This window comes from Rosistilla carotiformis (assembly GCF_007753095.1).
Lineage (GTDB): Bacteria > Planctomycetota > Planctomycetia > Pirellulales > Pirellulaceae > Rosistilla > Rosistilla carotiformis.
This window is the reverse complement of record NZ_CP036348.1, coordinates 2,848,550-2,871,637: the sequence shown is the minus strand read 5'-3', so window position 1 is coordinate 2,871,637 and position 23,088 is coordinate 2,848,550. Positions and strand designations below refer to the sequence as shown.

General features: G+C 58.0%; 17 protein-coding genes and 1 other RNA gene. 10 read left to right on the top strand and 8 right to left on the bottom strand.

The genetic code is table 11. From position 1 onward, the window contains the following. Positions 1–68: 68 nt before the first annotated feature. The 3 genes from Poly24_RS10600 to speA all read right to left on the bottom strand — a co-directional run bounded on the left by Poly24_RS10600 (position 69) and on the right by speA (position 6,260). On the bottom strand, positions 69–2,534 hold the full coding sequence (locus Poly24_RS10600) for a hybrid sensor histidine kinase/response regulator (RefSeq protein WP_145094421.1): 2,466 nt from the start codon (positions 2,532–2,534) through the stop codon (positions 69–71). Positions 2,535–2,781: 247 nt separating this feature from the next. Further along, entirely contained in the window at positions 2,782–4,146 is a 1,365-nt protein-coding gene (purB, locus tag Poly24_RS10595) for an adenylosuccinate lyase (protein ID WP_145094418.1), read from the bottom strand. 206 nt (positions 4,147–4,352) lie between these two features. Beyond that, the gene (speA, locus tag Poly24_RS10590) at positions 4,353–6,260 is read right to left on the bottom strand and encodes a biosynthetic arginine decarboxylase (RefSeq protein ID WP_145094415.1); all 1,908 of its coding nucleotides are present in this window, start codon (positions 6,258–6,260) and stop codon (positions 4,353–4,355) included. Between the two features lie 338 nt (positions 6,261–6,598). Between speA and Poly24_RS10585 the strand changes: the two genes are divergently transcribed. Further along, positions 6,599–7,924: a DUF1501 domain-containing protein gene (locus Poly24_RS10585; RefSeq protein WP_145094412.1), complete on the top strand. Its 1,326-nt coding sequence runs from the start codon at positions 6,599–6,601 to the stop codon at positions 7,922–7,924. Positions 7,925–7,987: 63 nt separating this feature from the next. On the opposite strand, the gene Poly24_RS10580 is transcribed toward Poly24_RS10585, so the two are convergent. Next, on the bottom strand, positions 7,988–8,917 hold the full coding sequence (locus Poly24_RS10580; RefSeq protein WP_145094409.1) for an RluA family pseudouridine synthase: 930 nt from the start codon (positions 8,915–8,917) through the stop codon (positions 7,988–7,990). 321 nt (positions 8,918–9,238) lie between these two features. On the opposite strand from Poly24_RS10580, the gene trhA reads away from it, so the two are divergent. Together trhA and Poly24_RS10570 are read left to right on the top strand one after the other, a co-directional pair. Continuing rightward, a complete protein-coding gene (gene trhA / locus Poly24_RS10575; protein ID WP_197452480.1) occupies positions 9,239–9,928 on the top strand; it encodes a PAQR family membrane homeostasis protein TrhA in 690 nt (229 codons plus the stop codon). A 105-nt stretch (positions 9,929–10,033) separates the two neighbouring features. Next, positions 10,034–10,366 (top strand): hypothetical protein, encoded by a 333-nt coding sequence (locus Poly24_RS10570; protein ID WP_145094404.1) that lies wholly within the window; start codon positions 10,034–10,036, stop codon positions 10,364–10,366. 29 nt (positions 10,367–10,395) lie between these two features. Here Poly24_RS10570 and Poly24_RS10565 read toward each other — a convergent pair whose 3' ends face one another. Both Poly24_RS10565 and Poly24_RS10560 read right to left on the bottom strand, forming a co-directional pair. Beyond that, a complete protein-coding gene (locus tag Poly24_RS10565; RefSeq protein WP_145094401.1) occupies positions 10,396–11,367 on the bottom strand; it encodes an NAD-dependent epimerase/dehydratase family protein in 972 nt (323 codons plus the stop codon). A 78-nt stretch (positions 11,368–11,445) separates the two neighbouring features. After that, positions 11,446–13,362, bottom strand: a complete 1,917-nt coding sequence (locus tag Poly24_RS10560; RefSeq protein WP_197452479.1) for a polysaccharide biosynthesis protein — start codon at positions 13,360–13,362, stop codon at positions 11,446–11,448. Positions 13,363–13,712: 350 nt separating this feature from the next. On the opposite strand from Poly24_RS10560, the gene Poly24_RS10555 reads away from it, so the two are divergent. From Poly24_RS10555 to Poly24_RS10525, 7 genes are all read left to right on the top strand, one after another. Then, a complete protein-coding gene (locus Poly24_RS10555; protein ID WP_145094395.1) occupies positions 13,713–15,344 on the top strand; it encodes a hypothetical protein in 1,632 nt (543 codons plus the stop codon). 81 nt (positions 15,345–15,425) lie between these two features. Next, positions 15,426–15,520: signal recognition particle sRNA small type (gene ffs / locus Poly24_RS10550), an RNA gene on the top strand. Positions 15,521–15,591: 71 nt separating this feature from the next. Further along, positions 15,592–17,580: a DNA polymerase III subunit gamma/tau gene (gene dnaX, locus Poly24_RS10545; RefSeq protein ID WP_145094392.1), complete on the top strand. Its 1,989-nt coding sequence runs from the start codon at positions 15,592–15,594 to the stop codon at positions 17,578–17,580. Between the two features lie 212 nt (positions 17,581–17,792). Further along, positions 17,793–18,158 carry a YbaB/EbfC family nucleoid-associated protein gene (locus tag Poly24_RS10540; protein WP_145094389.1) on the top strand — a complete coding sequence of 122 codons (366 nt, stop codon included), beginning with the start codon at positions 17,793–17,795 and terminating at the stop codon, positions 18,156–18,158. A gap of 1 nt (position 18,159) precedes the next feature. After that, on the top strand, positions 18,160–18,759 hold the full coding sequence (gene recR / locus Poly24_RS10535; RefSeq protein ID WP_145094386.1) for a recombination mediator RecR: 600 nt from the start codon (positions 18,160–18,162) through the stop codon (positions 18,757–18,759). Between the two features lie 152 nt (positions 18,760–18,911). Beyond that, positions 18,912–20,408, top strand: coding sequence for an RNA polymerase factor sigma-54 (gene rpoN / locus Poly24_RS10530; RefSeq protein WP_145094383.1), 1,497 nt, complete (start codon positions 18,912–18,914; stop codon positions 20,406–20,408). 50 nt (positions 20,409–20,458) lie between these two features. Next, entirely contained in the window at positions 20,459–21,130 is a 672-nt protein-coding gene (locus Poly24_RS10525) for a hypothetical protein (protein ID WP_145094380.1), read from the top strand. Between the two features lie 27 nt (positions 21,131–21,157). Here Poly24_RS10525 and Poly24_RS10520 read toward each other — a convergent pair whose 3' ends face one another. Both Poly24_RS10520 and glyA read right to left on the bottom strand, forming a co-directional pair. After that, on the bottom strand, positions 21,158–21,604 hold the full coding sequence (locus tag Poly24_RS10520; protein WP_145094376.1) for a response regulator: 447 nt from the start codon (positions 21,602–21,604) through the stop codon (positions 21,158–21,160). Positions 21,605–21,685: 81 nt separating this feature from the next. Then, positions 21,686–22,948 (bottom strand): serine hydroxymethyltransferase, encoded by a 1,263-nt coding sequence (gene glyA, locus Poly24_RS10515; protein ID WP_145094373.1) that lies wholly within the window; start codon positions 22,946–22,948, stop codon positions 21,686–21,688. Positions 22,949–23,088 lie beyond the last annotated feature (140 nt).

The window sequence follows — 23,088 nt, the reverse complement described above, 5'->3', positions numbered from 1 at the left end:
GGACTTCGCATCGCCCAGCGCCGGTCGACGACGAAGCGTCGGCAGTCGGTGGCACGGCCTCGCCCGGCTCACTGTTTTTTAGTTGCTGAATCAGCAGCGTTTGCCGGTGCAAATTTCGCGATCACCTCGTAGAGCAACTGAGCTTCGATCGGTTTAGAAAGATAGTCGTCCATGCCGGCGGCGAGACAGCGTTCGCGATCTCCTTTCATCGCCGAAGCGGTCATCGCGATGATCGGCACACGCGCCGGCGATTGTTCTATTCGGCGAATCGCCGCGGTGGCCTCCAGCCCGTCCATGACCGGCATCTGGACATCCATCAACACCAAATCGAACGATTCCTGCTGGAACGCTGCCACCGCTTCCTGGCCGTCTTCGGCAATCACCACGTGATGGGGCAGTTTGCGGAGCATCGCCAAGGCCACTTTCTGATTGACGATCCCATCTTCGACCAACAAGATTTTCATCGCCGGCCCATCCTCGACGCTTTGCGCATCGTCGGCGGAACCTCCGGTGTCGACAGAAGCTTCCGAATGGGAAAGGTGACTTCTGGAGTCGGTTTGATCAACCGCATCGGGTTCGGTATCGGAGTCCACGATCACATCGAGGATCGCCTCCGCCAATTGCGATTGAATCACCGGCTTGGTCATATAGCGGGCAATCCCAACTTCGCGACACTTCGCATGATCGTCTTGCCCCGCGGCCGACGAGATCATCAGCAATTGGCACGCTTGCAGGTCGGGATCGCTGCGTACGATCCGGGCAAATTCAAAACCATCCATTTCGGGCATCATGCAGTCGAGCAGCGCCAACGGAAACGGAGCCCCCGCGGCCGACGCGCTCCGCATCGCAGCCAAGCCCGCCGGTCCTCCATCGACAACGACGGGCTTCATTCGCCAGCCCTTGAGGATCTCGTCGAGGATGACGCGATTGGTTTGGTTGTCGTCCACGACCAGTACCGGCAGTCCCGCCAAGGCTTCGATCTCGGGCAGGCTGCGGAGTTTTGTCGGGCTGATCTTGAAACAGGTGGTGAAATAGAACGTCGTGCCAACTCCCTTTTGGCTGTCGGCCCAAATCTCGCCCCCCATCAATTTGACCAATTGAGCGCAGATCGCCAGTCCTAAACCGGTGCCGCCAAAGCGCCGCGTCGTCGAAGTGTCCTCTTGGCTGAAGGCGGCAAAAATTGAATCGAGTTTATCGGGAGCGATGCCAATCCCCGAATCGCGGACCTCGCAACGCAGCCGCAGCGAATCGCCGGTGCGCGAATCCTGTTGCACGTTGATCAGGATCTCCCCATGTTCGGTAAACTTGATCGCGTTTCCGGCAAGGTTGATCAGCACTTGGCACAGGCGACTGGGATCGCCAATCAGCGTGTCGGGTAGGTTGGGATCGATCCGGCAACAGATCTCGAGTTGTTTTTCGCTGGCCCGAAACGTTAGCGTCTGGATCGTCTTTTCAACACAATCGCGAATCCCAAAGCGGATCGATTCGAGTTCCAGTTTCCCCGCCTCGATCTTGGAGAAGTCCAAGATATCGTTCAACAGCCCCAACAAGGAAGTCGCCGATTGCTTCACGATTCGCAGATACTCACGTTGTTGGTTGTCTAAGTTGGTCCCCACCAGCAGGTCGGTCATGCCAATGATCCCGTTCATCGGCGTGCGGATTTCGTGGCTCATATTGGCCAGAAATTCACTCTTGGAAGTCGTCGCCGCTTCGGCAAGATTTTTTGCGATCAACAATTCATCCGCTGCTTTCTGGCGTTCGAAAAGGCTGGCATGCAGGATGCTAATAATCGATGTCGACGCGAGGCCGATGGTGACGATGACTGCCAGGAAGCCGATCGCAAACCGCCGCGCCCGCGCTATCGCGGCCACCCAATCCTCGGCGGCAAAGTCGACTCCCAAGACGGCGTCCAAGCTGCCATCGAGGTTTCGGATGGGTGCGTACGCACTAACCCAATCTCCCCAGCGATCGCTGAAAATTTCGTCATCGAACGACGCGGTTCCGGAATAAGCTTTACTGATCGCATCGTCCTTCTCCGTCCAGACCTCGCCAATCACCGTCCGCCGCTCACGATCCCCTGAATAGCGACCATCGCGGTTGTAATCCGTTTCCGAATCGACCACCAACTGGTTCCCCTCGGGAGATTTGCGGAACGTGTAGATATCGGCGACCGCTCGATTGATCTGCAACCAGCGAATCTGTTTCTCAATCATCGCCAAATACAACGGATCGTCGGGCGCGGTCGCGGGAGTGATCTGAGCGTGCCCCATCGACCGTAGCTCCTCGGCGTAGGTGGGGGCCAAACCTTCGATCCGCTTCTGTAAACGTCGCTTCTCGTGCCGCCCCGCTGCGTCGACAAGGAAATAACCTCCCAACAGGAGCAGTGGCAACCATCCCCAAGCGATCACCACGGTGCGATTGCCGCGCGCCGTATTCCGCAACCAATAGCTGATCACCGCCAATGCCAGAAGCGACAACGTAGCAAACAGTACGTAGTCGAATTGAAAGACGTGGAGTTGGTTGATCGCGACCATTGCCCACCCACTTGACTCTGTCACCAGGTGTTCGCCGTATCGATGCGTGAACGGCCTGCTCCCCTGAAAGCCCCCGTCCACCAGACTCTTTGAAGGGACTGATGACCGGGCCGTGTCTCACATTGTAACACTGGGAGACGGTGATGACAGATGATTGTGTGCCGGGGAAATTCGCTGTTATTGCGTTGGGCAGATCCACCGGCAACCGCGTCGGCGCGGGGCGACCGCGTTGCCCCACGCAGCGTCGCTAGACCCGTTGGGCCTGTTCGACGGCCGATCCGAGATAGGTCGCAGGGGTCATCCGCAGCAGGTCCGCCTTGGCCTGGGCCGGCAATTCCAACGTCTCGATAAACGCAGCAAACGTTTCGGCCGTGACCGCCTGGCCACGGGTCAACGCCTTCAGTTTTTCATACGGCGATTCGATACCGTAGCGACGCATCACCGTTTGGATCGGTTCGGCAAGCACTTCCCACGCCGCGTCGAGGTCGGCGGCGATCCGGGCGGCATTCAGCTCCAATTTGCCCAATCCCTTGAGCGTCGATTTGTAGGCGATCATGCTGTACGCCATCCCGACACCGGTGTTTCGCAACACCGTCGAATCGGTCAAATCGCGTTGCCATCGCGATATCGGCAACTTGGCACTCAGGTGCGACAGGACCGCGTTGGCGAGCCCGAGATTCCCTTCGGAGTTTTCGAAATCGATCGGGTTGACCTTGTGCGGCATCGTGGACGATCCGACTTCGCCGGCGATCGTCTTCTGCTTGAAATAGCCCAGCGAGATGTAGCCCCAGAGGTCGCGATCCAGATCGATCACGATCGTGTTGAAACGGGCGATCGCATCAAATAATTCCGCCATGTAATCATGCGGTTCGATCTGGGTCGTGTACGGATTCCATTGCAGCCCCAAAGATTCGACAAACGCTTTAGCGTGCGCGGCCCAGTCGACATCGGGATAGGCCGACAGGTGGGCGTTGTAATTGCCGACGGCACCGTTGATTTTCCCAAGCATCGGGATCGCTTGCAGTTGAACCAATTGGCGATCCAAGCGGGCCACGACATTGGCAAACTCTTTCCCCACCGTGGTCGGCGACGCGGTTTGTCCATGCGTTCGGGACAGCATCGGCACTTCGGCAAATGCGATCGCTTTGTCGCGCAGGTCGCTGGCGACGCGTTGCATCGACGGCAACAACACGTCCAAACCCCGACGCAGCATTAGGGCGTGCGAGAGATTGTTAATGTCTTCGGAAGTGCAGGCAAAGTGGACAAACTCGGAAACCGCGGTGAGTTCTTGATTCCCTTCAAAACGCTGCTTGATGAAATATTCAACCGCTTTGACGTCGTGGTTCGTCGTCGCTTCGATCGATTTGACCGCTTGGGCATCGGCAACGCAAAAGTTCTCGACGATTCCTCGCAACACCGCCACCGTCGGCGCCGACAACGGCGGGACTTCGGAAATCTGCGGGTGGGCGGCCAACGCCAACAACCATTCGACTTCGACTTCCACGCGGCACTTGATCAGCCCGTATTCGCTGAATGCTTCGCGCAGCTCCGACGTCTTGTTACCGTAACGTCCGTCGATTGGGGAAATGGCGGTCAGTTCGGAAAGTTCCATCGTGATTGCTTCGCGTCGTTTGAGGTGAAAGAGAGGATGCGGGATCGCGGAGCCGGGAAGATAGGGCCCTGTCGCCGACAAGATGCTTGCCACGCGAGGTCCACCGAATTCCTGGTTTCGCTACCAACAAGGAAAGGGATGTCGCCGAAAACGAAAACGCGGCGGAGCCTGAAGCTCCGAACGCGTTCTGCGACAACGATCGGCGATCAAGGCGTTAGGTAGGTGTATCCGGCCAATCGCTGCTCATAAAACTTCAAGAACTGACCCGATTCGCGTTGATCAATCCGACCGGTGCGGACCGCCGCTTCGATCGCCGATTGCAAGCGATCGATCAGCGCGTCTTCGTTGTATTGAACATAACTGAGCACCTCGCGGACGGTATCCCCCTTGACGATCGATTCGATCTCCACGGCGTTGTCTTCGCCCAGATGCACATGCACCGCGTGGGTGTCTCCAAACAGGTTGTGCAAATCGCCGAGAATCTCTTGGTACGCACCGATCAAAAACGCCCCCAGGTAATAGGGTTTGCCATTTTCAGCGTGCAACGGAAGGGTTCGTTTCGTATCGCGACGATCGACAAACGAATCGACCTTTCCATCCGAATCGCAGGTGATGTCGCACAACACCGCTTGCTGAACGGGGCGTTCGTTCAAGCGATGGATCGGCATGATCGGGAACAATTGCTTGATCGCCCAGCTGTCGGGCATCGATTGAAACAACGAAAAATTGCAGAAGTACGAATCGGCCAACATCCGTGGCAAGCCCTGCAAATCGTCGGGAACGTATTCGAGTTCGGCGGTCAATTTCAGGATCCGGTGGGCGATCGCAAAAAACATGTTTTCGGCAAGCACCCGTTGTTCCAACGGCAGGTAACCGGTGCTGAATAAATTCATCGCCATGTCCAACGCTTGCTGGGCGTCGTGGAACGTTTCCAAAACGTTTCGCGCCGTCAGATCGTTGTTGGCCATCACCAAATCATGCAACGGTTGTTCGTAGTCGTCGGGAATCGACGACGGCACGTCCATCGAATTGCCTTGTGAGGTGATCCCCAAAGTGCTGAAGACCAACACGCTGTGATAAGCCGCCACGGCGCGACCGCTTTCGGACATGATCGTCGGATGCGGCACGTTCGCTTCGTCGCAGACCGTTTGGATTTGGTAGACGACGTCGTTGGCGTATTCTTGCAACGTGTAGTTGATGCTCGATTCAAAGTTGGTTTGCGAGCCGTCGTAATCAACGCCCAAACCGCCGCCAACGTCCAGGTATTCCAACCCCATGCCGCGACGATGCAGGTCGACATAAACGCGGACCGCTTCGTTGATCGCTCCCTTGACCTGGCGGATGTTCGTGATCTGGCTGCCCAAATGGAAATGCAACAGCTTGAAACAATCCGACATCCCGCGGCTTTCCAGTTCCGCTACCAAGCGGAGCACTTCGCTGACCGTCAGGCCAAACTTCGAACGGTAGCCGCCGGACGACTGCCAACGTCCGGCACCGCGGGAAGCCAATTTGACGCGGACGCCCAACTGAGGCCTCACGCCCAATTCTTCGCTATGCCGTAGCACCAATTCCAATTCGGAGTATTTCTCGATGATCGGGATCACGGTCCGACCCAGCTTCTGCGCGATCAAAGCCATCTGGATGAATTCGTCATCCTTGAATCCGTTGCAGACGATCGGCATCGATTCGTCACCCATCGCCACGACGGCCAACAATTCCGGCTTACTACCCGCTTCGAGCCCAAACCCGAACTCGCGGCCGTACTCGACAACCTTGCGGATCACGTCGCGCTGTTGGTTGACTTTGACGGGATAGACCAGCCGGTACTTGCCTTTGTATTCGCACGATTCGATCGCCGTCGCGAAGCAATCGTGGATCTCCCGCAAGCGATCGCGGATGATCCCGTTGAAGCGAATCAAGACGGGCATTTCGAGTCCGCGATGTTCGACCCGTTGGATCAATTCTTGCAGGTCGATTGAGCGTTCCGGGTCGCGGTCGGGATGAACAGCCAGCGTGCCCTGCGGGGTGACGGAAAAATATCCCGCTCCCCAACGCGGAACGTCGTACAACTCGCTCGCATCGTCAATCGTCCATGTTGCCGGAGGCTCGTTCATTGGCTGCTCAAATCATTCAGAAGTAGGGGGTTCAACGGGAGTCGGTTGGCACCACGGTTCCTGGGAGTCGTCGGAAATCCACGTCCTCCGGTCATCGCGCCGCCCAGTATCGTCATGCGTTTCGACCAGCGAGAAAAGGGGGCAAAGCACCGTTGCCACAGATTTCTGCCCAGCAGACCCCTACAACGCTCAATTGCCCCCCGCCATTTGACAATCCGATCGGAGCACTGCTGCCAGAAGATTGCATCGGGCTGAGACCTTCTATACGCTAGAGGCGGGTTGTCGAACCCCCACAAACATTTGACAGCACTTCTCTATTGCGAAAAGGTCTCCATTCGATGAACTGGTACAAGGATGCGGTGTCGCGACGCGCGATGATGCAATTGGCAGCTTGGCAGTCGTTCGGTGTGAGTCTGCTGTCGTTGGGCGGAGGCCGGTTGATGGCCGACGACCCGTTTGCGGAGTTCTCCGACGCGGCGATCGCGGCCAAGAAAGCGGGGGAGGCTCCCGAAACCGCCAAGTCGGCGGGGAAACGCCGCTTGATCTACATCTTCAATGCCGGGGCGATGAGTCATGTCGACACGTTCGACCCCAAACCTGGAACCGATTCACAGGGTCCCTTGGGTGCGATCCCGACCAATATCCCTGGCGTTCAGTTTGGGGAATCGTTGCCCAAATTAGCCGCCATGGCCGACAAGCTGGCGGTGATTCGATCGATGACCACCGAAACCGGCGCTCACGGCCCGGGCAGCTATTTGATGCGGACCGGCCAAAAAGAGATCGCCAGCACGCGGCATCCGGGGATTGGCGCTTGGATGCAACGTTTTAACGGACGCATCCATCCGGCACTCCCGCCAAGTGTGAACATCGGCGGCGGAATCGGGCCGGGCTATTTGGGAGCCAAGTTTGCACCGGTGCCGATCGGCGACCCCGATCGCGGTTTGCAGAACACGACCGGCCCCGATTACCTGGCCGACGATCAATTCATGCGGCGGATGTATTTGAGTGCCGCACTGGACCGTGAATTTCGCGGCAAGGTGCACATGCAACAGGTCGACGGCTACGACGACCTGTATCGCGAGGCGATTCGGCTACTGAAGAGCGACGACCTGAAGGCTTTCGATTTGAACCAGGAAAGCGACGAAGCCAAGGAGCGTTACGGCAAGTCGAAGGTCGGACGGGGCTGCTTGCTCGCGCGGCGGTTGGTCGAAAACGACATCCAATATGTCGAAGTTCAAACCGGCGGCTGGGACATGCACAACGATATCGCCGACGCGATGACAACCCGCGGTAGCGAACTCGACCAGGCGCTCAGCGCCTTGATCGAAGACCTCACTGCCAGCGGCTTGATTGAAGATACGACAATCGTCGTGGCCACGGAGTTTGGTCGCAATCCATCGATCAACCAAAACGCGGGACGCGATCACCATCCGGCAGTCTTCTCGTGTGCGATGGCGGGGGCCGGCGTTCGCCCGGGCACGATCTTGGGCTCCAGCGATTCCAAGGGCTTCTTGGTCGATGAGTATCCGGTGTCGGTTCCCGATTTCATGGCCACGATTGGCAAGGCCTTGAAGCTGCCGGTCGATAAAGAAATCCACAGCCCCGACGGCCGCCCGTTTACCTTCTCCAACGGCGGCGTAGCAATCGATGAATTGCTCGCGTAGCGCCGCGAATGCAATCCGGTAGCCGCTGCGAGCATCATCGCGCGGCGAGGGAAACCGACCGCGTTAGCGTTGGCGCTGGCTGGCGATGAATTTGTCCATCGCCGACGGGAGTGGCGATTCGATTTCCAGCGTTTCTCCGGTGGCTGGATGCACAAAGCCCAAGCTCTTGGCATGCAGCGCGATTCGTTTCCGGATCCAGCGCGGATGCTTGGCGGTTTCCTTGCGATAGCGTGGGTCGCCCAGCACGGGGTGTCCCGCGTCGGCGAAGTGGACGCGAATCTGGTTCCGCTTTCCCGTTTCCAATTGAACTTCGACAAGGGTTGTGTCGAGCATCCGATCGACGACCCGATAATGAGTGATCGCCAGTTCCGATTTCTCCGACGGCGGCGCAACGTACCGATCCAAATTGTTTCCCGTCGCCAGGTGGGAACGAAACGTCGCTTCATCCTGTGGCAACAATCCGGCGACGATGGCCGCGTACAACCGCTGTGGTTTACGTTGCTTGAACTGTTGGATCAGGGCATCGGCAATGTCTTGCTGTTTGGCAAAAACCAACAGCCCACTGACCTCGCGGTCGAGCCGATGGACAACGCAAGCCGGGCGTTTCTTGCGGGAATGGCTCAGATAGATCGAAACGCGTTCGACTAACGTATTGCGATCGTCGTTGTTATCGGTCGGAACCGTCAACGAACCGGCTGATTTGTCGACGACGATCAGATAGTCATCTTCGTAAGCGACGGTGAACGTCCGATCGTCCCAAGTTTTCTTTTTCTCGTGATAGCGTTGGTGCAGGTCGTAACGCAACGTCACCTCATCGCCAACCGAAACCGTCGCCCCGATCGAACTGCAGGGTTTGCCGTTGATCGAAACGCAGCCATGATCGACCATGCCACGGACCTGGCTTCGCGAGGCATTGGAAAGGTCTCGCACGACTAAATCAACGCGCCCCGCATGTTCTTCGTCTATCTTCGTCGAAACCGTCGTCATCGCCATGTTGGAATACAATCTAAGGGGGTGGTTTTGTCTGCCATAACCTGTGGCAGGAAAGGGGTGGGTGCGAATCCCAAAGCCTAGATGAAGTTACTTTCGAACACTAGTCATTCGAATCGCAATCGCGTGGCAAATCCGTGGTTGCGTCGCAGCGGAGCTGCCTTGCGCTCGTTCGCAGCCCTCACCAGAATCCTACGCTATTAGGTGCCAGGAGCGATCGAAATCTGGAAAACGCATTCCTGCCCCTTCAAGGGCGGATCCGAGAAGTGGCCGTGCCTCATTTCGTGTTGCGGGGTATAACAAATTCTTTTGGAAGCGAGTCCCTTGTCAGAGTCCGAACCTCCCGAAGATCCAGCCAACCCGCTGCAGGCAACGCACGAAGCGTTGATCGTTCCCTATCAACGACTCAGCGCTGGCGAAGAGCTTGCCAACGCGATCACGCACGGCAGCGGATGTATCGCCGCGATCGTAGCGACAACCTGGGTGGTCGCCACCCATCCGATGCCCCCAGCGGTCATGATCGGGTTCCTGGTTTACGCCGTCTCGCTGGCGTTTGTATTTTTAATGTCCACGCTGTCGCACGTCGTAACCGATCCCCAAAGGCTGCATCTGCTGAGGGCATGGGATCAAGGCGCCATCTATCTTCTGATCGCGGGAACTTACACCCCCGGCGTGGTCGCGTTTGCTGGGCCGAGCGTGCGTCCGTGGCTACTTTTAGCGATTTGGTTGCTGGCTGGATTTGGATTTCTATCGAAGGTTGTCGGCAAGCACCAAGTCCACGCGATCGATACCTGGACCTATATCGCGTTGGGCTGGTTCCCGGCGATGATCCTCGCTCCCGGCGTGACGCTCGATTATTTTCTTTGGATGTTAGCGGGGGGACTGGCGTATTCGCTGGGCGTCTGTTTTCTACTGAATGATTCCAAAGTCCGCTATTTCCACGCGATCTGGCATCTGTTGGTGATCGCCGCCGCCGCGATTCACTACTACGCGATCTATTCGTTGGCGCTCTAAAGCGTCGGCCGCAAGGTTTGCCTAAAGCTCCCGCTCCGCACAACCGATACAGACAACACGGAAAGACTTCGTTTGGTTTGTACCTTTGTTTCGGGAAACGTCCAGATGCGCGGACTGGTAACTTGCACTGCCCTAATCGGCCTAACACTGCTGGGCGGATGCCGTATCTGCGGCAGCGACGACGATTGCGCCTACCCATCCTACGGCGGCAGCTGGGAACGGACCAATCGCAACCATGGCCGCGTGGGGAGCATTTTCGCACCGGCGGGAGCCAAGGTGGCCGGAACCGCCATGCCGCAACCGGTCTTCGTTCCGCCCCCCTCTGCCGAACCGGAAGAATCCCCCGATGTCGACGCCCCCAGCTTGCTGGACGACCTGGAAAGCGAAATGCCGGAACTGACGCAGCCTTCACCACTGGGCGATATCGATGAAACCTAAAGCCCTAGGTCGCAAACAGGTTGCCCAAATTAGGGTTCGGCGGAAAACGAATCCGCAACGTCACGGATGATCTGTTCCAAATCGCGGATGGGATGGTAGCCGATCAATTCGGCGGCCCGCTGCAAACAGGGAACCCTCCGCTGCATGTCCTCGAACCCATCCCCATAGGCCTCGTCGTAGCCAATGTGCTGGATTTCGCTGGTACTGGCCGTCAATTCGATCACGCGCTCTGCCAGTCGATTGATCGAGACCTCTTCGTTGTTGCCGATGTTAACGACCTTGCCGTAACATGCGGGAGTCGACATGACGCGCGTCAGCGCCGTGACGACGTCGGCCACATGCGCGAAACAGCGGGCTTGCTCGCCATCGCCATGCACGACCAAAGGCTTTCCCTTCAGCGCAGATTGGACGAAATTCGGGACCACCATTCCATACTGTCCCGTTTGCCGTGGCCCGACGGTGTTGAACAGTCGCACGATCGCCACCGGCAGGTGGGTTTCGCGGTGATGGGCCAGCGCCAGGAATTCGTCGAGCGTTTTTGAGCACGCGTAGGCCCAGCGATGGCGGCAGGTCGCACCGGTCACCAGATCGTCGTCTTCGTGAAAGGGAATCTTGGCTCCCTTGCCATAGACTTCGCTGGTGCTGGTGATCAGCACCGGACGGCGGAATCGGCTGCAATGTCGCAACACGATTTCGGTCCCACCGACGATCGTTTCGATCGTCTTGACCGGTTGATCGATGATCAATTTAACACCGACGGCCGAAGCCAAGTGGAAGACGACGTCGGAATTCTGAATCAGATCGGCGACCAACGATTCATTAAACACCGTGTCGATGATGATCTGCACATCGTCGCGGGCTTCGATTCCAGCAATGTTCTCGAAGCGCCCCGTCGAGAGATCGTCGAGGATCGTGACCTGCATCCCTTCGGCGAGCAATTGCTCGGCAAGGTGGCTGCCAATAAAACCCGCCCCGCCAGTAATCAAAGCTCGTTTAGGCATCAGCGTTTACACGTTGCAGGGTCGAAGGAAAGAAATCGCAAGCATTGCGCGATCGCACTCCGCCACCCATCTCGATCCCTACGCGGCGCGTTTGGAATCGGCAGCCCGGATCGATCCGGCGTTCACCGGTTCTAACAAGAGCCCGTCGTATTGGTAGCGGGGAACGATGGTCTTTAATTTTGCCCGAATCGCTGCCGAATCGGATTCCGCTGCGGAGACAAGATCAGCGACATGCTTGATTACGTCTTTGAGGGCCAATTGTTCGCTTTCGGCGATCAAGATTTTTGGATGCACCGTCTGCAACCGCCTCTCGTCCTCAATATACAGTTCCTCGTACAACTTTTCGCCAGGACGCAGGCCGGTGAACTTCAGTTCGATGTCTTTATGGACCTCCAGCCCCGACAACCGGATCAAATCTTCGGCCAGCGAAACAATCTTGACCGGTTGCCCCATGTCGAGCACGAAGATCTCACCGCCGCGCCCCATCGCACCTGCCTGGATCACCAATTGACTGGCTTCGGGGATGGTCATGAAGTAGCGCGTCATGTCGGGATGCGTGATCGTGACCGGGCCTCCGGCGGCGATTTGGCGGCGGAACGTGGGGACCACACTCCCTGCCGATCCAAGCACATTGCCAAAGCGAACGGTGACGAAGCGACAACTGGAATGGGCGGCTTTGGCCTGCACATACAGTTCGGCCACGCGCTTGCAGCAGCCCATCACACTGGTCGGGTTGACCGCTTTATCGGTCGAGATCATCACAAACGATTCGACGTCGAACAGGTGTGCGAGGTCGACCAACCCGCAGCTCGCTTTGGTGATATTTTTGACGGCTTCCGACGGATGCTGCTCCATCAACGGGACGTGTTTGTATGCCGCCGCGTGGAACATAATCGCCGGGCGATAGCTGTCCACCAGCGAACGCATCCGCTCGGTATCGGTGATGTCGCCGACGATCACCTCCACGGTTCCCGCGTCGATCGCTTCTTGTAATTCATTGCCCAGATCGAACTGGCCTGTTTCGGAACGATCGACCAGCAGCAATTTGCTGGGCGAAAATTTCAGCAACTGCCGCGCGATCTCCGATCCGATCGAACCGCAGCTGCCGGTGACCATCAGCACGCGGCCCGAGAGCCAGCGATTCAATTGTTCTTGGTCCAAGTTGACCGCATCGCGTCCCAACAGGTCCTCGATGTCGACCTCACGAGGATGGAAACCGACTTGCCCGGCAACGATTCGGCTGACGCTTGGGATCACGCGGACGGCGATTCCGTGCTGTTGGCAGTCGTTGACGACCGATCGCAGATCTTCCGAGGAGAGTTCGCCATCGACCAACAGCACCGTTTCAACGCGGTGTGCATTGGCCGCCTCAACGATTTCTTGGAAGGTCGCGACGACGGGAACGCCGTTGACTTCGCGGCCGACCAGCCGAGGCTTTTGGGCCACGATTCCCACCACTTGAAAATGGGGTTCGCTTCCGCTGCGAATCGCTCGCAGAAAGGCTTCTCCGGTTTCATTAAGTCCCACGATCAGGACACGCGTTTGCGAGACCGCTGTCAGGGAGACCGTTGATTTCCGTTCCCGAAGAATCCGTCGCACCGAAAGCATGCTCCCCACAAAAATGGTCGTCAGGCAGGCGTCGATCAGGATAATACTGCGTGGCAGCAAACCATTTTCCCGATGCATCGTGTCGGCTAGCGCCAAGAAGGCGGCGCTGACGGCGGTCGCCCGCGCCAGACGCAGCAAATCGAGAAAGGAGACGTAGTCGTGCCAGGCACGGGTCATGCGCAGCACACCAAAGACACCGATCTTGATCGCAACGGCCACCGGAATCACGACTTTCATTTCTGCAAAATATGTCGTGAATGCTGCCGATTCAAAACGCAACCAATACGCCCAGAATGTCGCCAACGCAAACGCGGGCGTCAAAAACAAAGCACCGGAAAAACGCGAGCGGAACCTGGCGAACCAGGTCGAACGAATGAGTTTTTTCATGGAGCTACGGATTGGGCGACGATCGGCCATCTCTGCCTCGAACGGTTTCGTGGTGCGGTCGGGTGGCGGGCTGCCTGGGATCCCCAACGATTTCTTCATCAGCTGTGTCAAGAAACAGCCGACCCCCACTGTTTGCGGCGGGAGTCTAGAAATTTGCAACCACCCATTACAAGGTCACTTCCAAGGGATAATGCCTTTCCCGACGCCAAAGCGGAAAAGCGAACGGCAGAGTTGCCTTCCGTTGGTCAACTTTTTCCTGTATAAAGGAAACCAATCCGTTAGCTGGGACTCTGGATTGCAAGACACCAGACGGCTAACCCGCTTCGATTGCCCGAAGAGCCAACCATACAATGATGTCGGACCACTGGAAATCAATTGCTAAATTTTTGGGAACTCCCGGCCTGCCTGACGACCCAGCGCCCGAAGTTGTTCCCCAACCAGCCGTTGATGACAAACCTGCTGCCACCCAACCGGTCGGCGCACCTGTAGAACCTATTAAAGAATCGCCTGCCGACGAAATCCGTTGGGATCGCGACGACGACAAAAAAGAAAGCCAAGCTGCTGCGATCCTCGGCTCTCCCGAACCGAAGTCCGATCCGCTGCCTGGATTCGAACAAAAAACAACCGACGCTGCGTCTAGCAGCTGGGACAGCCTGGTTGAAAGCTTCGGTATCGAAACCGTCGACGAACCTGCGGTACAGCCTCGCCAAACGCCAGCTCCAGCTGTTGCGGAAAAGCGATCCAGCCCTCCGCCACGCCGCCCGGAACCAAGTGGTGGCTTTGGCCAAGGACTTGGCTTTGATACCGAACCGAAGCCCGAGGTATGTGAACCCAAGGCCGAAGCATGCGAACCGAAAGCCGACGCGTGTGAAGCGGAAAGCCGCGACGAATTCGCGGGCTTTGGTCAATTGCCAGAAGAAACCGAAACGCAAAGCAGTCCACGCAATCGCGACGATGCACCGCGTGGCCGCCGCAACGATTCCCGTGAACGTGGTGAAGAGCCGCGCTCACGCAGCGAGGAGCCTCGTACACGCAGTGAAGAACCTCGTACACGCAGTGAAGAACCTCGTACACGCAGTGAAGAACCTCGTTCACGCAGCGAACAACCTCGCTCACGGGGCGGACGCGGTCGCCGGGGCGCCCGACGCGACGCAGCGCCAAGTGACGAAGTGATGGCTCAAGAAGCCCCTGCGTTCGGCGAGCCCGCCGAAGCGAAGGCGAAAGCGGAAGAGCCCGTAGCGCGACGCGGTAACAATTCGCCGCGCCGCAGCGAATCCCCAAAGCAACAAGCACCGCGACGCCCTCGAGTCGACGACGTCCTGAACTTCTCTTCGTTCAACGATCTGCCGGACGATCTCGATGACATCGACCTGGTAGGCGACGAGCCCATCAACAGCGAAGAGCCGACCGTCGAAAGCGTTTCCCCAAGCGACTCCGACAGCGACAGCGAAGGAAATGGAGACGAGGGCGAACCGCGTCGTCGTCGACGCGGACGCCGTGGCGGCCGACGCCGTGGACGAGGCGGTAATGCCGCAGCGTCGGAAGCCAGCGAGACGCCCGAAACGGGTGAATTGCCGGAAATCGAGGCGAATGCCGATACCGCAGCCCCCAAAGCCAGCGAATTCGATGACGATCACGAAGATGCCGACGAAGTGATTGCACTACGCCGGGGGAATCGCCGTCGCCGTGGACGCCGTGGCCGTGGTGGGGCCGCCGAAGGCAGCGAATCCAACGACCGCGAGGATGCATCGTCGCGACCTTCGGCAAAGCTGGAAGCCGATGTACGACCGTCGCCGCGACACGCGGAAGCAAGCGACGACGATACGTCCGAAGACATCAAACCTCGACAACGCGATATTCCTTCGTGGATTGAAACGGTCGACCTTTTGGTCCAACCGAATATCAATGCTCGAGGAAAGCGGACCGCATCGCGGGGCCGTGGAAATAGCAATGGACGAGGCCGACGACGCGATAACGAATAATTGCTGTCAACCCAGTTTGACCTCTTAGACGTGAAAGTCTAAAACGTGGGGGTGGTGTTTGGGTTCATCGATTTGCTTTCAGATGGTGACCCTTGCGATGGGGAACCGTGAACTTGGTCAGGCCTTAACTGGAGCAGCCATAAGCGGGGTACCTTTGTGCGGGGGTTGCCATCCGGAAGCAAATCGAAACACGCCGCCCGCCCCCCTGCGTCTCGATTACTGAACAGCACCGCGCGGCCCTTATCGGATGTCCGACTCTCCTTCGATCGATGCCAAACATGTCGATGATGACAAGTACATCGTCGTTGCCCGCCGCTATCGACCGCTGCAGTTCGATCAACTGGTGGGCCAGGAGAACGCAACGCGGGCGTTGATGAACGCGATCGAAACCGGTCGCGTCGGGCATGCCTATCTGTTCACCGGGGCACGCGGAGTTGGCAAGACCAGCACGGCGCGAATCTTTGCCAAAGCCCTCAATGCCCCCGAAGGCCCGACCGCCACGCCTGACAATTCCTCGGATATCTGCCAGGCAATCGATGCGGGCGAAGATATCGATGTGCTGGAAATCGATGGTGCCAGTAATCGCGGTATCGACGAGATTCGCCAGCTGAGAGCGGGCGTGGGGATGCGTCCCAGCCGATCACGCTACAAAATTTACATCATCGATGAAGTTCACATGCTCACCCAGCAGGCGTTCAACGCCCTGCTGAAGACGCTCGAAGAGCCCCCCGAGCATGTGAAGTTCATCTTCTGCACGACCGACCCCGAAAAGATCCCGATCACGGTGCTCAGCCGCTGCCAGCGGTTCGATTTCGCCCCCGTGGAAACCGAAGCGATCTTGGCCCGATTGGACGAGATCGTGCGAGCCGAAGGCTGCGAAGCGGACCAGGATGCCTTGCGCCTGCTGGCCCGTCGCGCTGCGGGATCGATGCGCGACAGCCAATCGCTGCTGGAACAGGTGCTCAGCTTTGCAACCGGCCGAATCACCGTCGATCAAGTCCATTCGATGCTGGGGACCGCCGACGACACGCGACTGGCGGCACTGGCGGCAGGGCTGATCGATCGCGACCCGGCAGCGGTGTTAAAAATGGTCGACGATGCGGTGATGGGGGGGATCGACGCCGGACAACTAGCCGAACAGCTGCTGGGTTACTTCCGAGACCTCATGACCGCTACGGTCGGATGTGGGGTCGACATGCTGCGACACGCCGCGCCCGCGTCGTACGACGACCTTGCCAAGCAAGGCAACCAACTGGGAATCCAAACGGTTCTGGTGATCGTCGGGATCATTGACCAAGCGATTTCGAGGATGCGCCAAAGTGTCCACAGTCGCGTTTTACTGGAAGCGGCGATGGTTCAAATCTGCCGGCTCGCGGATTTGCAAGCGATATCGGATGTCGTCGCTGGCTTGGGACAAGTCTCCCCCGGAAGCCCCACCGTGAAACCGGCTTCGCCTGCGGCTGGCGAAAAAAAAAACATTGACCTAGCGGTTAGCTCCCCCGCTCCGGTTCCGACAGCCGCCCGAGCCGAAGCCCCGCCGGCCCCAACCGCGACGGTTTCCGAGCGCCCCGCCTCCTTTTCCGCACCGCCAACCGCCCCTGAATCGACGCCCGCCACAGCGCCCGCAGCGGCTCGGCCAGCCGTTGCGGCAGGTGGAAACGTCGCAGTCGCTAGCGCGGCGACAGCCCCCGTTACGGCATCTGCAACCGCCACTGCATCGGCGACTGCGGTCGCTACGCCGCCCGCTTCGCCGAATCCCCCCGTCTCTGCACCTAAGGCATCGGTAGCAACGCCCCCACCCCCGTCCAACGGCGCAGCGGGAACCAGTGCACGGTGGGATGCCGAGCGGGTAAAATCTGTCTGGCGCGGAGCGATTGAATCGCTGGACGACATGACGGCGAACTACGCCAAAAATGCTCAACGCGTTGAGCCGATGGGTGAGGGCTGCATTCGCGTGGTGTTTTCGAGTGCGCGAAGCCTGGATAAAGCGAGTTGCGAAAAGCCGGAACGACGTAGTAAATTGGAAGCAGCATTGGCCGCCGCGGCGGGTCGACACGTACAATACGAATGCGTTTTGATCGAAGCGCCGCCAACCCAGCAACCGGTTCGCCGGGCGTTAACCAGTGCCGACCGAGCGCGTCGTCAGCGAGAAGTCGAACAAGAACCCATCATCATCAAAATGATGGAGCTTTTCGACGCAGAGGTTGTGCGGGTGATTCCGGCCAAAGAGGAATAGGGCGGCCGTTGCCTTTGGCGCGATCTCGAGGGAACGTTTTCGCCACCGAGAATGCGTCCTTTGCATACTTTGCCAGCAAGCCAATAGCAGCTTTGCGACGGAAAGCGGCAGGGAGATCACGCGCGAAAAGTAACGACCGACGGGGCGTCCCTTCAGCACGAAAACGGCCCCAACGCTTTTAATTGCAACAACATTCACGGGCAAACCGAACTATGTTCAAAGGACTGTCAGACATCGCATCGTTGATGCAGCAGGCACAGAAATTGCCAGCCAAAATGGAAGAACTCAATCGCCAACTGCAATCGCAGCATGTCAGCGGATCGGCTGGCGGCGGGATGGTAACGGTCGAGATGAACGGAACCGGAGAGGTCACAGCCGTCCGGATCGAACAACAACTGTTTGATCAATCCGATCGCGAACTGATCGAAGACTTGTTGCCCGCAGCGATCAACGAAGCCAACAGCAAGGCGAAACAATTGCAAGCCGAATCGATGCAGGGACTCACTGGCGGGATCAACCTACCCGGCATGGAAGCGGCCCTGTCAAAGTTCACCGGCGGCGGTGGCGGAGCCAGCTAAAATGGCCGAACTGACTCATTCCGTCGCGGACATGATCGACCATTTGGGTCGGCTGCCTGGGATTGGCCGCAAGAGTGCCGAACGACTTGCCTACCATCTGCTCCGCGTTCCGAAAACCGAAGCGTTGGCGCTGGCCGATTCGATTCGTTCGGTTCGCGAAAACGTTCGCTACTGCGAGCAGTGCTTTAATCTTTCCGAAGGTCCTCGTTGCCTGATTTGTTCCGACCCCCGCCGCGATTCGACGCGGCTGTGCATCGTCGAACAACCGCGCGACCTGATCTCCTTGGAACAATCCGGAATGTTCCAAGGTTTGTATCACGTGCTGCTAGGTCGCATCGCGCCGCTGGACGGCATCGGCCCCGACCAATTGACGATTGACCCGCTGGTCGATCGCGTTCGATTGGGGGCGTTCACCGAGGTGATCATGGCGACCAATCCAACCGTCGAAGGAGATGGAACAAGCCTGTACATCTCGAACCTATTGCAGGAATATCCGGTGGAAATAACGCGATTAGCGCGGGGGATCACTGCCGGCAGCGTGCTAGAATTCACGAACAAAGAAATCCTTGCTGATGCCTTAAATGGTCGGCAAAAGCTGTGACATTGACCGCGCGGCTGTCGATGTTTTATGCCAGAATAGAAGTTAGATTCGGGTCGTGCTTCGGCCGACGCGAACGGAATTTTCGAATAACCCGTTAAACCCTGCCGCCCACGTTCGCGTGCTGGCCGTCAACTTTAAATAAGATTAATCCGATGCGTATCTCAATGGGCTTTGAACAGCGTCAACAACAAGTTCAAAAGCTGGCACCGCGGATGATCCAGTCGATGGAGATCTTGCAGCTGCCGTTGCTCGCGCTGCAGGAGCGTGTCGAGCAGGAGATGAACGAAAATCCCTTGCTGGAAATCCAGGACGACGATCCCCAGCTGCCCGATGATCCCGAGGATTCGTACGAAAACCCCGACGCACCCAGCGAATCGGAGCGGGAGCTGGTTGTCGACAACGACCATGACAACCAAGACGATTTCGAACGCTTGTTGAACATGAAAAACGAGCTGCCGAATACGTTTGACGAGCCGTTTCGAAAATCGTCGAACCAGATGCAGGAGGATGGCGACCGGCGGCACGACCTGATGGCCAATGCGGAGGCCCACCCCGAATCGCTGAACGATTTCCTGCTGCACCAACTGGCCGAACTGGATATCGATACCGATGTGGAATTGATGGCCGAGCGGATCATCAGCACGCTGGACGCCCGCGACGGCGGCTACTTGCGGACTCCGCTGAGTGATTTACTGCCATCGAACCACACGCCCGAAGATCTGGAATTGGCGAAGCGTGCGTTGGAGGTGGTCCAGTCGCTGGAACCAACGGGAGTCGCTGCCCGCGACCTCTCGGAATGCTTGCTCCTGCAACTCTCCTCCGACCTCCCGTACTACGAGGAAATGAAGACGCTGATCACCGGTCACCTGGAAGATATCGCCGGCAACCGGCTGCCGGCGATTCAGCGTAAAACCGGCTACTCGCTGGACAAAATCCAAAAGGTCAAAGACGAACTCCATTCGCTCAACCCCAAGCCCGGGGCAGCGTTCATGGAAACCTACGTCCCCACGGTGACTCCCGACGTAATCGTCGAACAAGACGAGGACGGACTGTACAAAGTTCGCCTGGATGACGATCGCGTTCCGACGCTATTCATCAGCGAATACTACCGCCAACGACTCCAAGATCCTTCGGCGACAGCCGAGGAACGCGAGTACATCAAACAAAAAATCAACGGCGCCCAATGGTTGATCGATTCGATCGAGCAGCGGCGCAGCACGCTGACCAAGGTTTCTCAAGCGATCGTCGATCACCAGAAAGCCTTCCTCGACCTCGGTCCCGAAGCGATCGAACCGCTGAAGATGCAACAGATCGCCGATCGTGTTGGCGTGCACGTAACCACGGTCAGCCGAGCGGTCGACGATAAATGGATCCAGACCGCGCGCGGCATCCTTCCGCTGAAGCGCTTCTTCGTCGGTGGCACGCAAACCGAAGACGGCGATGATGTCGCTTGGGATACGATCCGCATCAAGCTGCAAGAAGTGATCGACAACGAAGATAAGAGCAAACCGTTGAGCGACGAAGATATCGTCAAAGAACTGAAGAAACACGGCATGACCGTCGCGCGTCGAACCGTCACCAAGTATCGCAAGAAAATGGGAATCCCCAGCAGCCGCCAACGACGCGATTGGATGCTGGAGAATAAATAGTACGGCGATTGATCCGACATAGCCCCCAACCGCAATTAGGGAGCCGACCGATGACCAATGGATCCTGGCGCTTGATCGCTTTCGTTGCCTTGATCCCTTTCGGTTCCCCCGCGGCGCGGGCCCAGTTGATCCATGCCGCGACGCCGCAGCAAGCGATCGGCGAAAGCTACAACGAACGTCTTGGTATCGCTTGGGCCCTTCGCGGCCCTGGCTGGTTTGCGAACGTTCCCAATGGCGTGGGAGTCCCCGCGTTTGGCGGCGGCAATCCTAACGCAGGACTCTCGGGCGGCTTTGCCGGCCGCAGCGGCAACGTCTCGGGAAGCCTTGGCTTCCAGTGGTCCCAAGGCAGCAACCGCTCGATGAGCACCACCTCTCCTTCGCTCACGACGCTCAACGGTTATCCGGGTAGCATCTTTTCCGGCAGCCAACGCCCGTTTGTAACCAGCCTGACACCATCGGTCGGCAGCTTTACGCCCCCTAACGAAGGCATCCGACAAGCGGGACGACAGCGACAGCAGGCGACACTCGAATCCATAGCCCAACGGAAAGGCGAGGTCCGCAATGAGAAAGCAGATCTCTACTGGGAGCGTGCCCAGCGGGCGGAAGTGCAGGGCAACCTGAAGATGGCACGGGCCAATTATCGCCTGGCCCTGCCGCATGCCAACGAACCGCTGCGATCACAGATCGTGCAGCGAATGGCCACGCACGGTTGGGCGCGTTAGCCGACCGGGGATCCCGTCAACGGCCGATTAGCCGTGCGGTTCGGACTGCTCTTCCATCTCGCGAATGTAGGCCCGCAAGCGTTCCAGTTCGTCGCGTGTTCCTTTCAACTTCAGCATGTTTTCAACGCGTTTGAGCAGCTGAAACTTGTTGACCGGTTTGGTCAGGAAGTCGTCGGTCCCCGATTCGACAGCCCGTTCGATATCGCCCAGCTCGTTCAAAGCGGTGACCATCAGCACGATGATCTGTTGCGTTGCGGGATCTTGTTTGATCTTTTTACAGACCTCAAACCCGCTCAACTTGGGCATCATCACGTCCAACAGAATCAAGTCGGGAACGAACGAGGCGACCTTGGCCATGCAATCGGCACCGTCGACGGCGTGTTCGATCTCGCAATCGACATTTGCCAGATAGGCATCCAACAGTTCGCGGTTGGCTTCGTTATCATCGGCGATTAGGATCCGATCCGCAGGCATGATGTTAACTCGTTAAATTTGGGCTGACTGACCGGGGATGCGCCGACCGAAACGTCGGCCGACGCGGAATCAAAACACTTACTAAGCGGTGGCCGACGGGGCGGTTGCATCGGCTGGCACGGGAAAGCCCTGGCACAACTCGCTCACCTGGCCACGAATCGATGCCAACGCCGTTTCGTCGTCGTGCGACTTGAGCGCCTGGATGATCCAGTTGCCGATCGTCCGCATCTGTTCGACCTTCATCCCACGCGTGGTCAGCGCCGGAGTGCCGATGCGAATACCCGATGGATCCATCGGCTTCCGCGTGTCGAACGGAATCATGTTCATGTTAACGGTGATTCCACATTTCTCCAAAGCGGCTTCGGCCAGCTTGCCACCGATTCCAAAAGCGGTCACGTCGACCAGGCACAGATGGTTGTCGGTGCCACCGCTGACCAGCGTCAGCCCGCCGGCGATCAATGTTTCGGCCAAGACTTTAGCATTGTCGACGACTTGTTGGCCGTAGGCTCGGAAATCTGGCGAGGCGGCTTCTGCGAAACAGACCGCCTTGGCGGCGACGATGTGCATCAACGGGCCCCCTTGGATGCCAGGGAAGACGCTACGGTTGATGTCTTTGAGATCGTCCTGTTTGCAGAGGATCAATCCGCTTCGCGGACCACGCAGTGTCTTGTGCGTGGTGGTGGTGACGTAATCCGCTACCGGAACCGGATTGTTGTGGATCTTGGCAGCGACCAAACCGGCGTAGTGCGCCATGTCGACCATCAACTTGGCACCGACTTCGTTTGCGATCTCGGCAAACTTGTCGTGCGGAATTTCGCGAGGGTAGGCGCTTGCACCGGCGACGATCATCTTCGGCTTCAATTCGCGAGCCAGCTTGGCGATCTGGTCGAAGTCCAAGCGATGGTGTTCGCGGTCGACGCCGTAGCTGTGGAAATCGTACAACTTGCCGCTGATGTTCAATTTCATGCCGTGCGTCAGGTGACCACCTTGCGCCAGGTCCAAGCCCAGCACCTTGTCGCCCGGTTCCAGAACCGTCAGATACACTGCGGTATTGGCTTGCGAACCGCTGTGTGGTTGCACGTTGGCCGCTTCGGCGCCAAACAAATCGGTCGCCCGTTGGATCGCCAAGCGTTCGACGACATCTGCAAATTCGCAACCGCCGTAATAGCGACGGCCTGGATAGCCTTCGGCATATTTATTGGTCAAAACACTGCCAGCCGCCTCCATTACGGCGCGGCTGGTATAGTTCTCGCTGGCGATCATTTCCAAACCATCGCGTTGCCGTTCGGCTTCGTTCTCGATGGCTTGCCAAATTGCTGGGTCTTGTTGTTCCAGGATATTCATGCGATTGGGTGGGGGTCGTGTTTAGAAGTCGAGAAGTTTGACCGCTAATTGTCGGCTGATTGCAACAAATCGTCAATCCGCGTCTGAACAATCGGCGGTGTTCCCGCGTCCACCTCACGCACCGGATGCCCGGTCGCAAC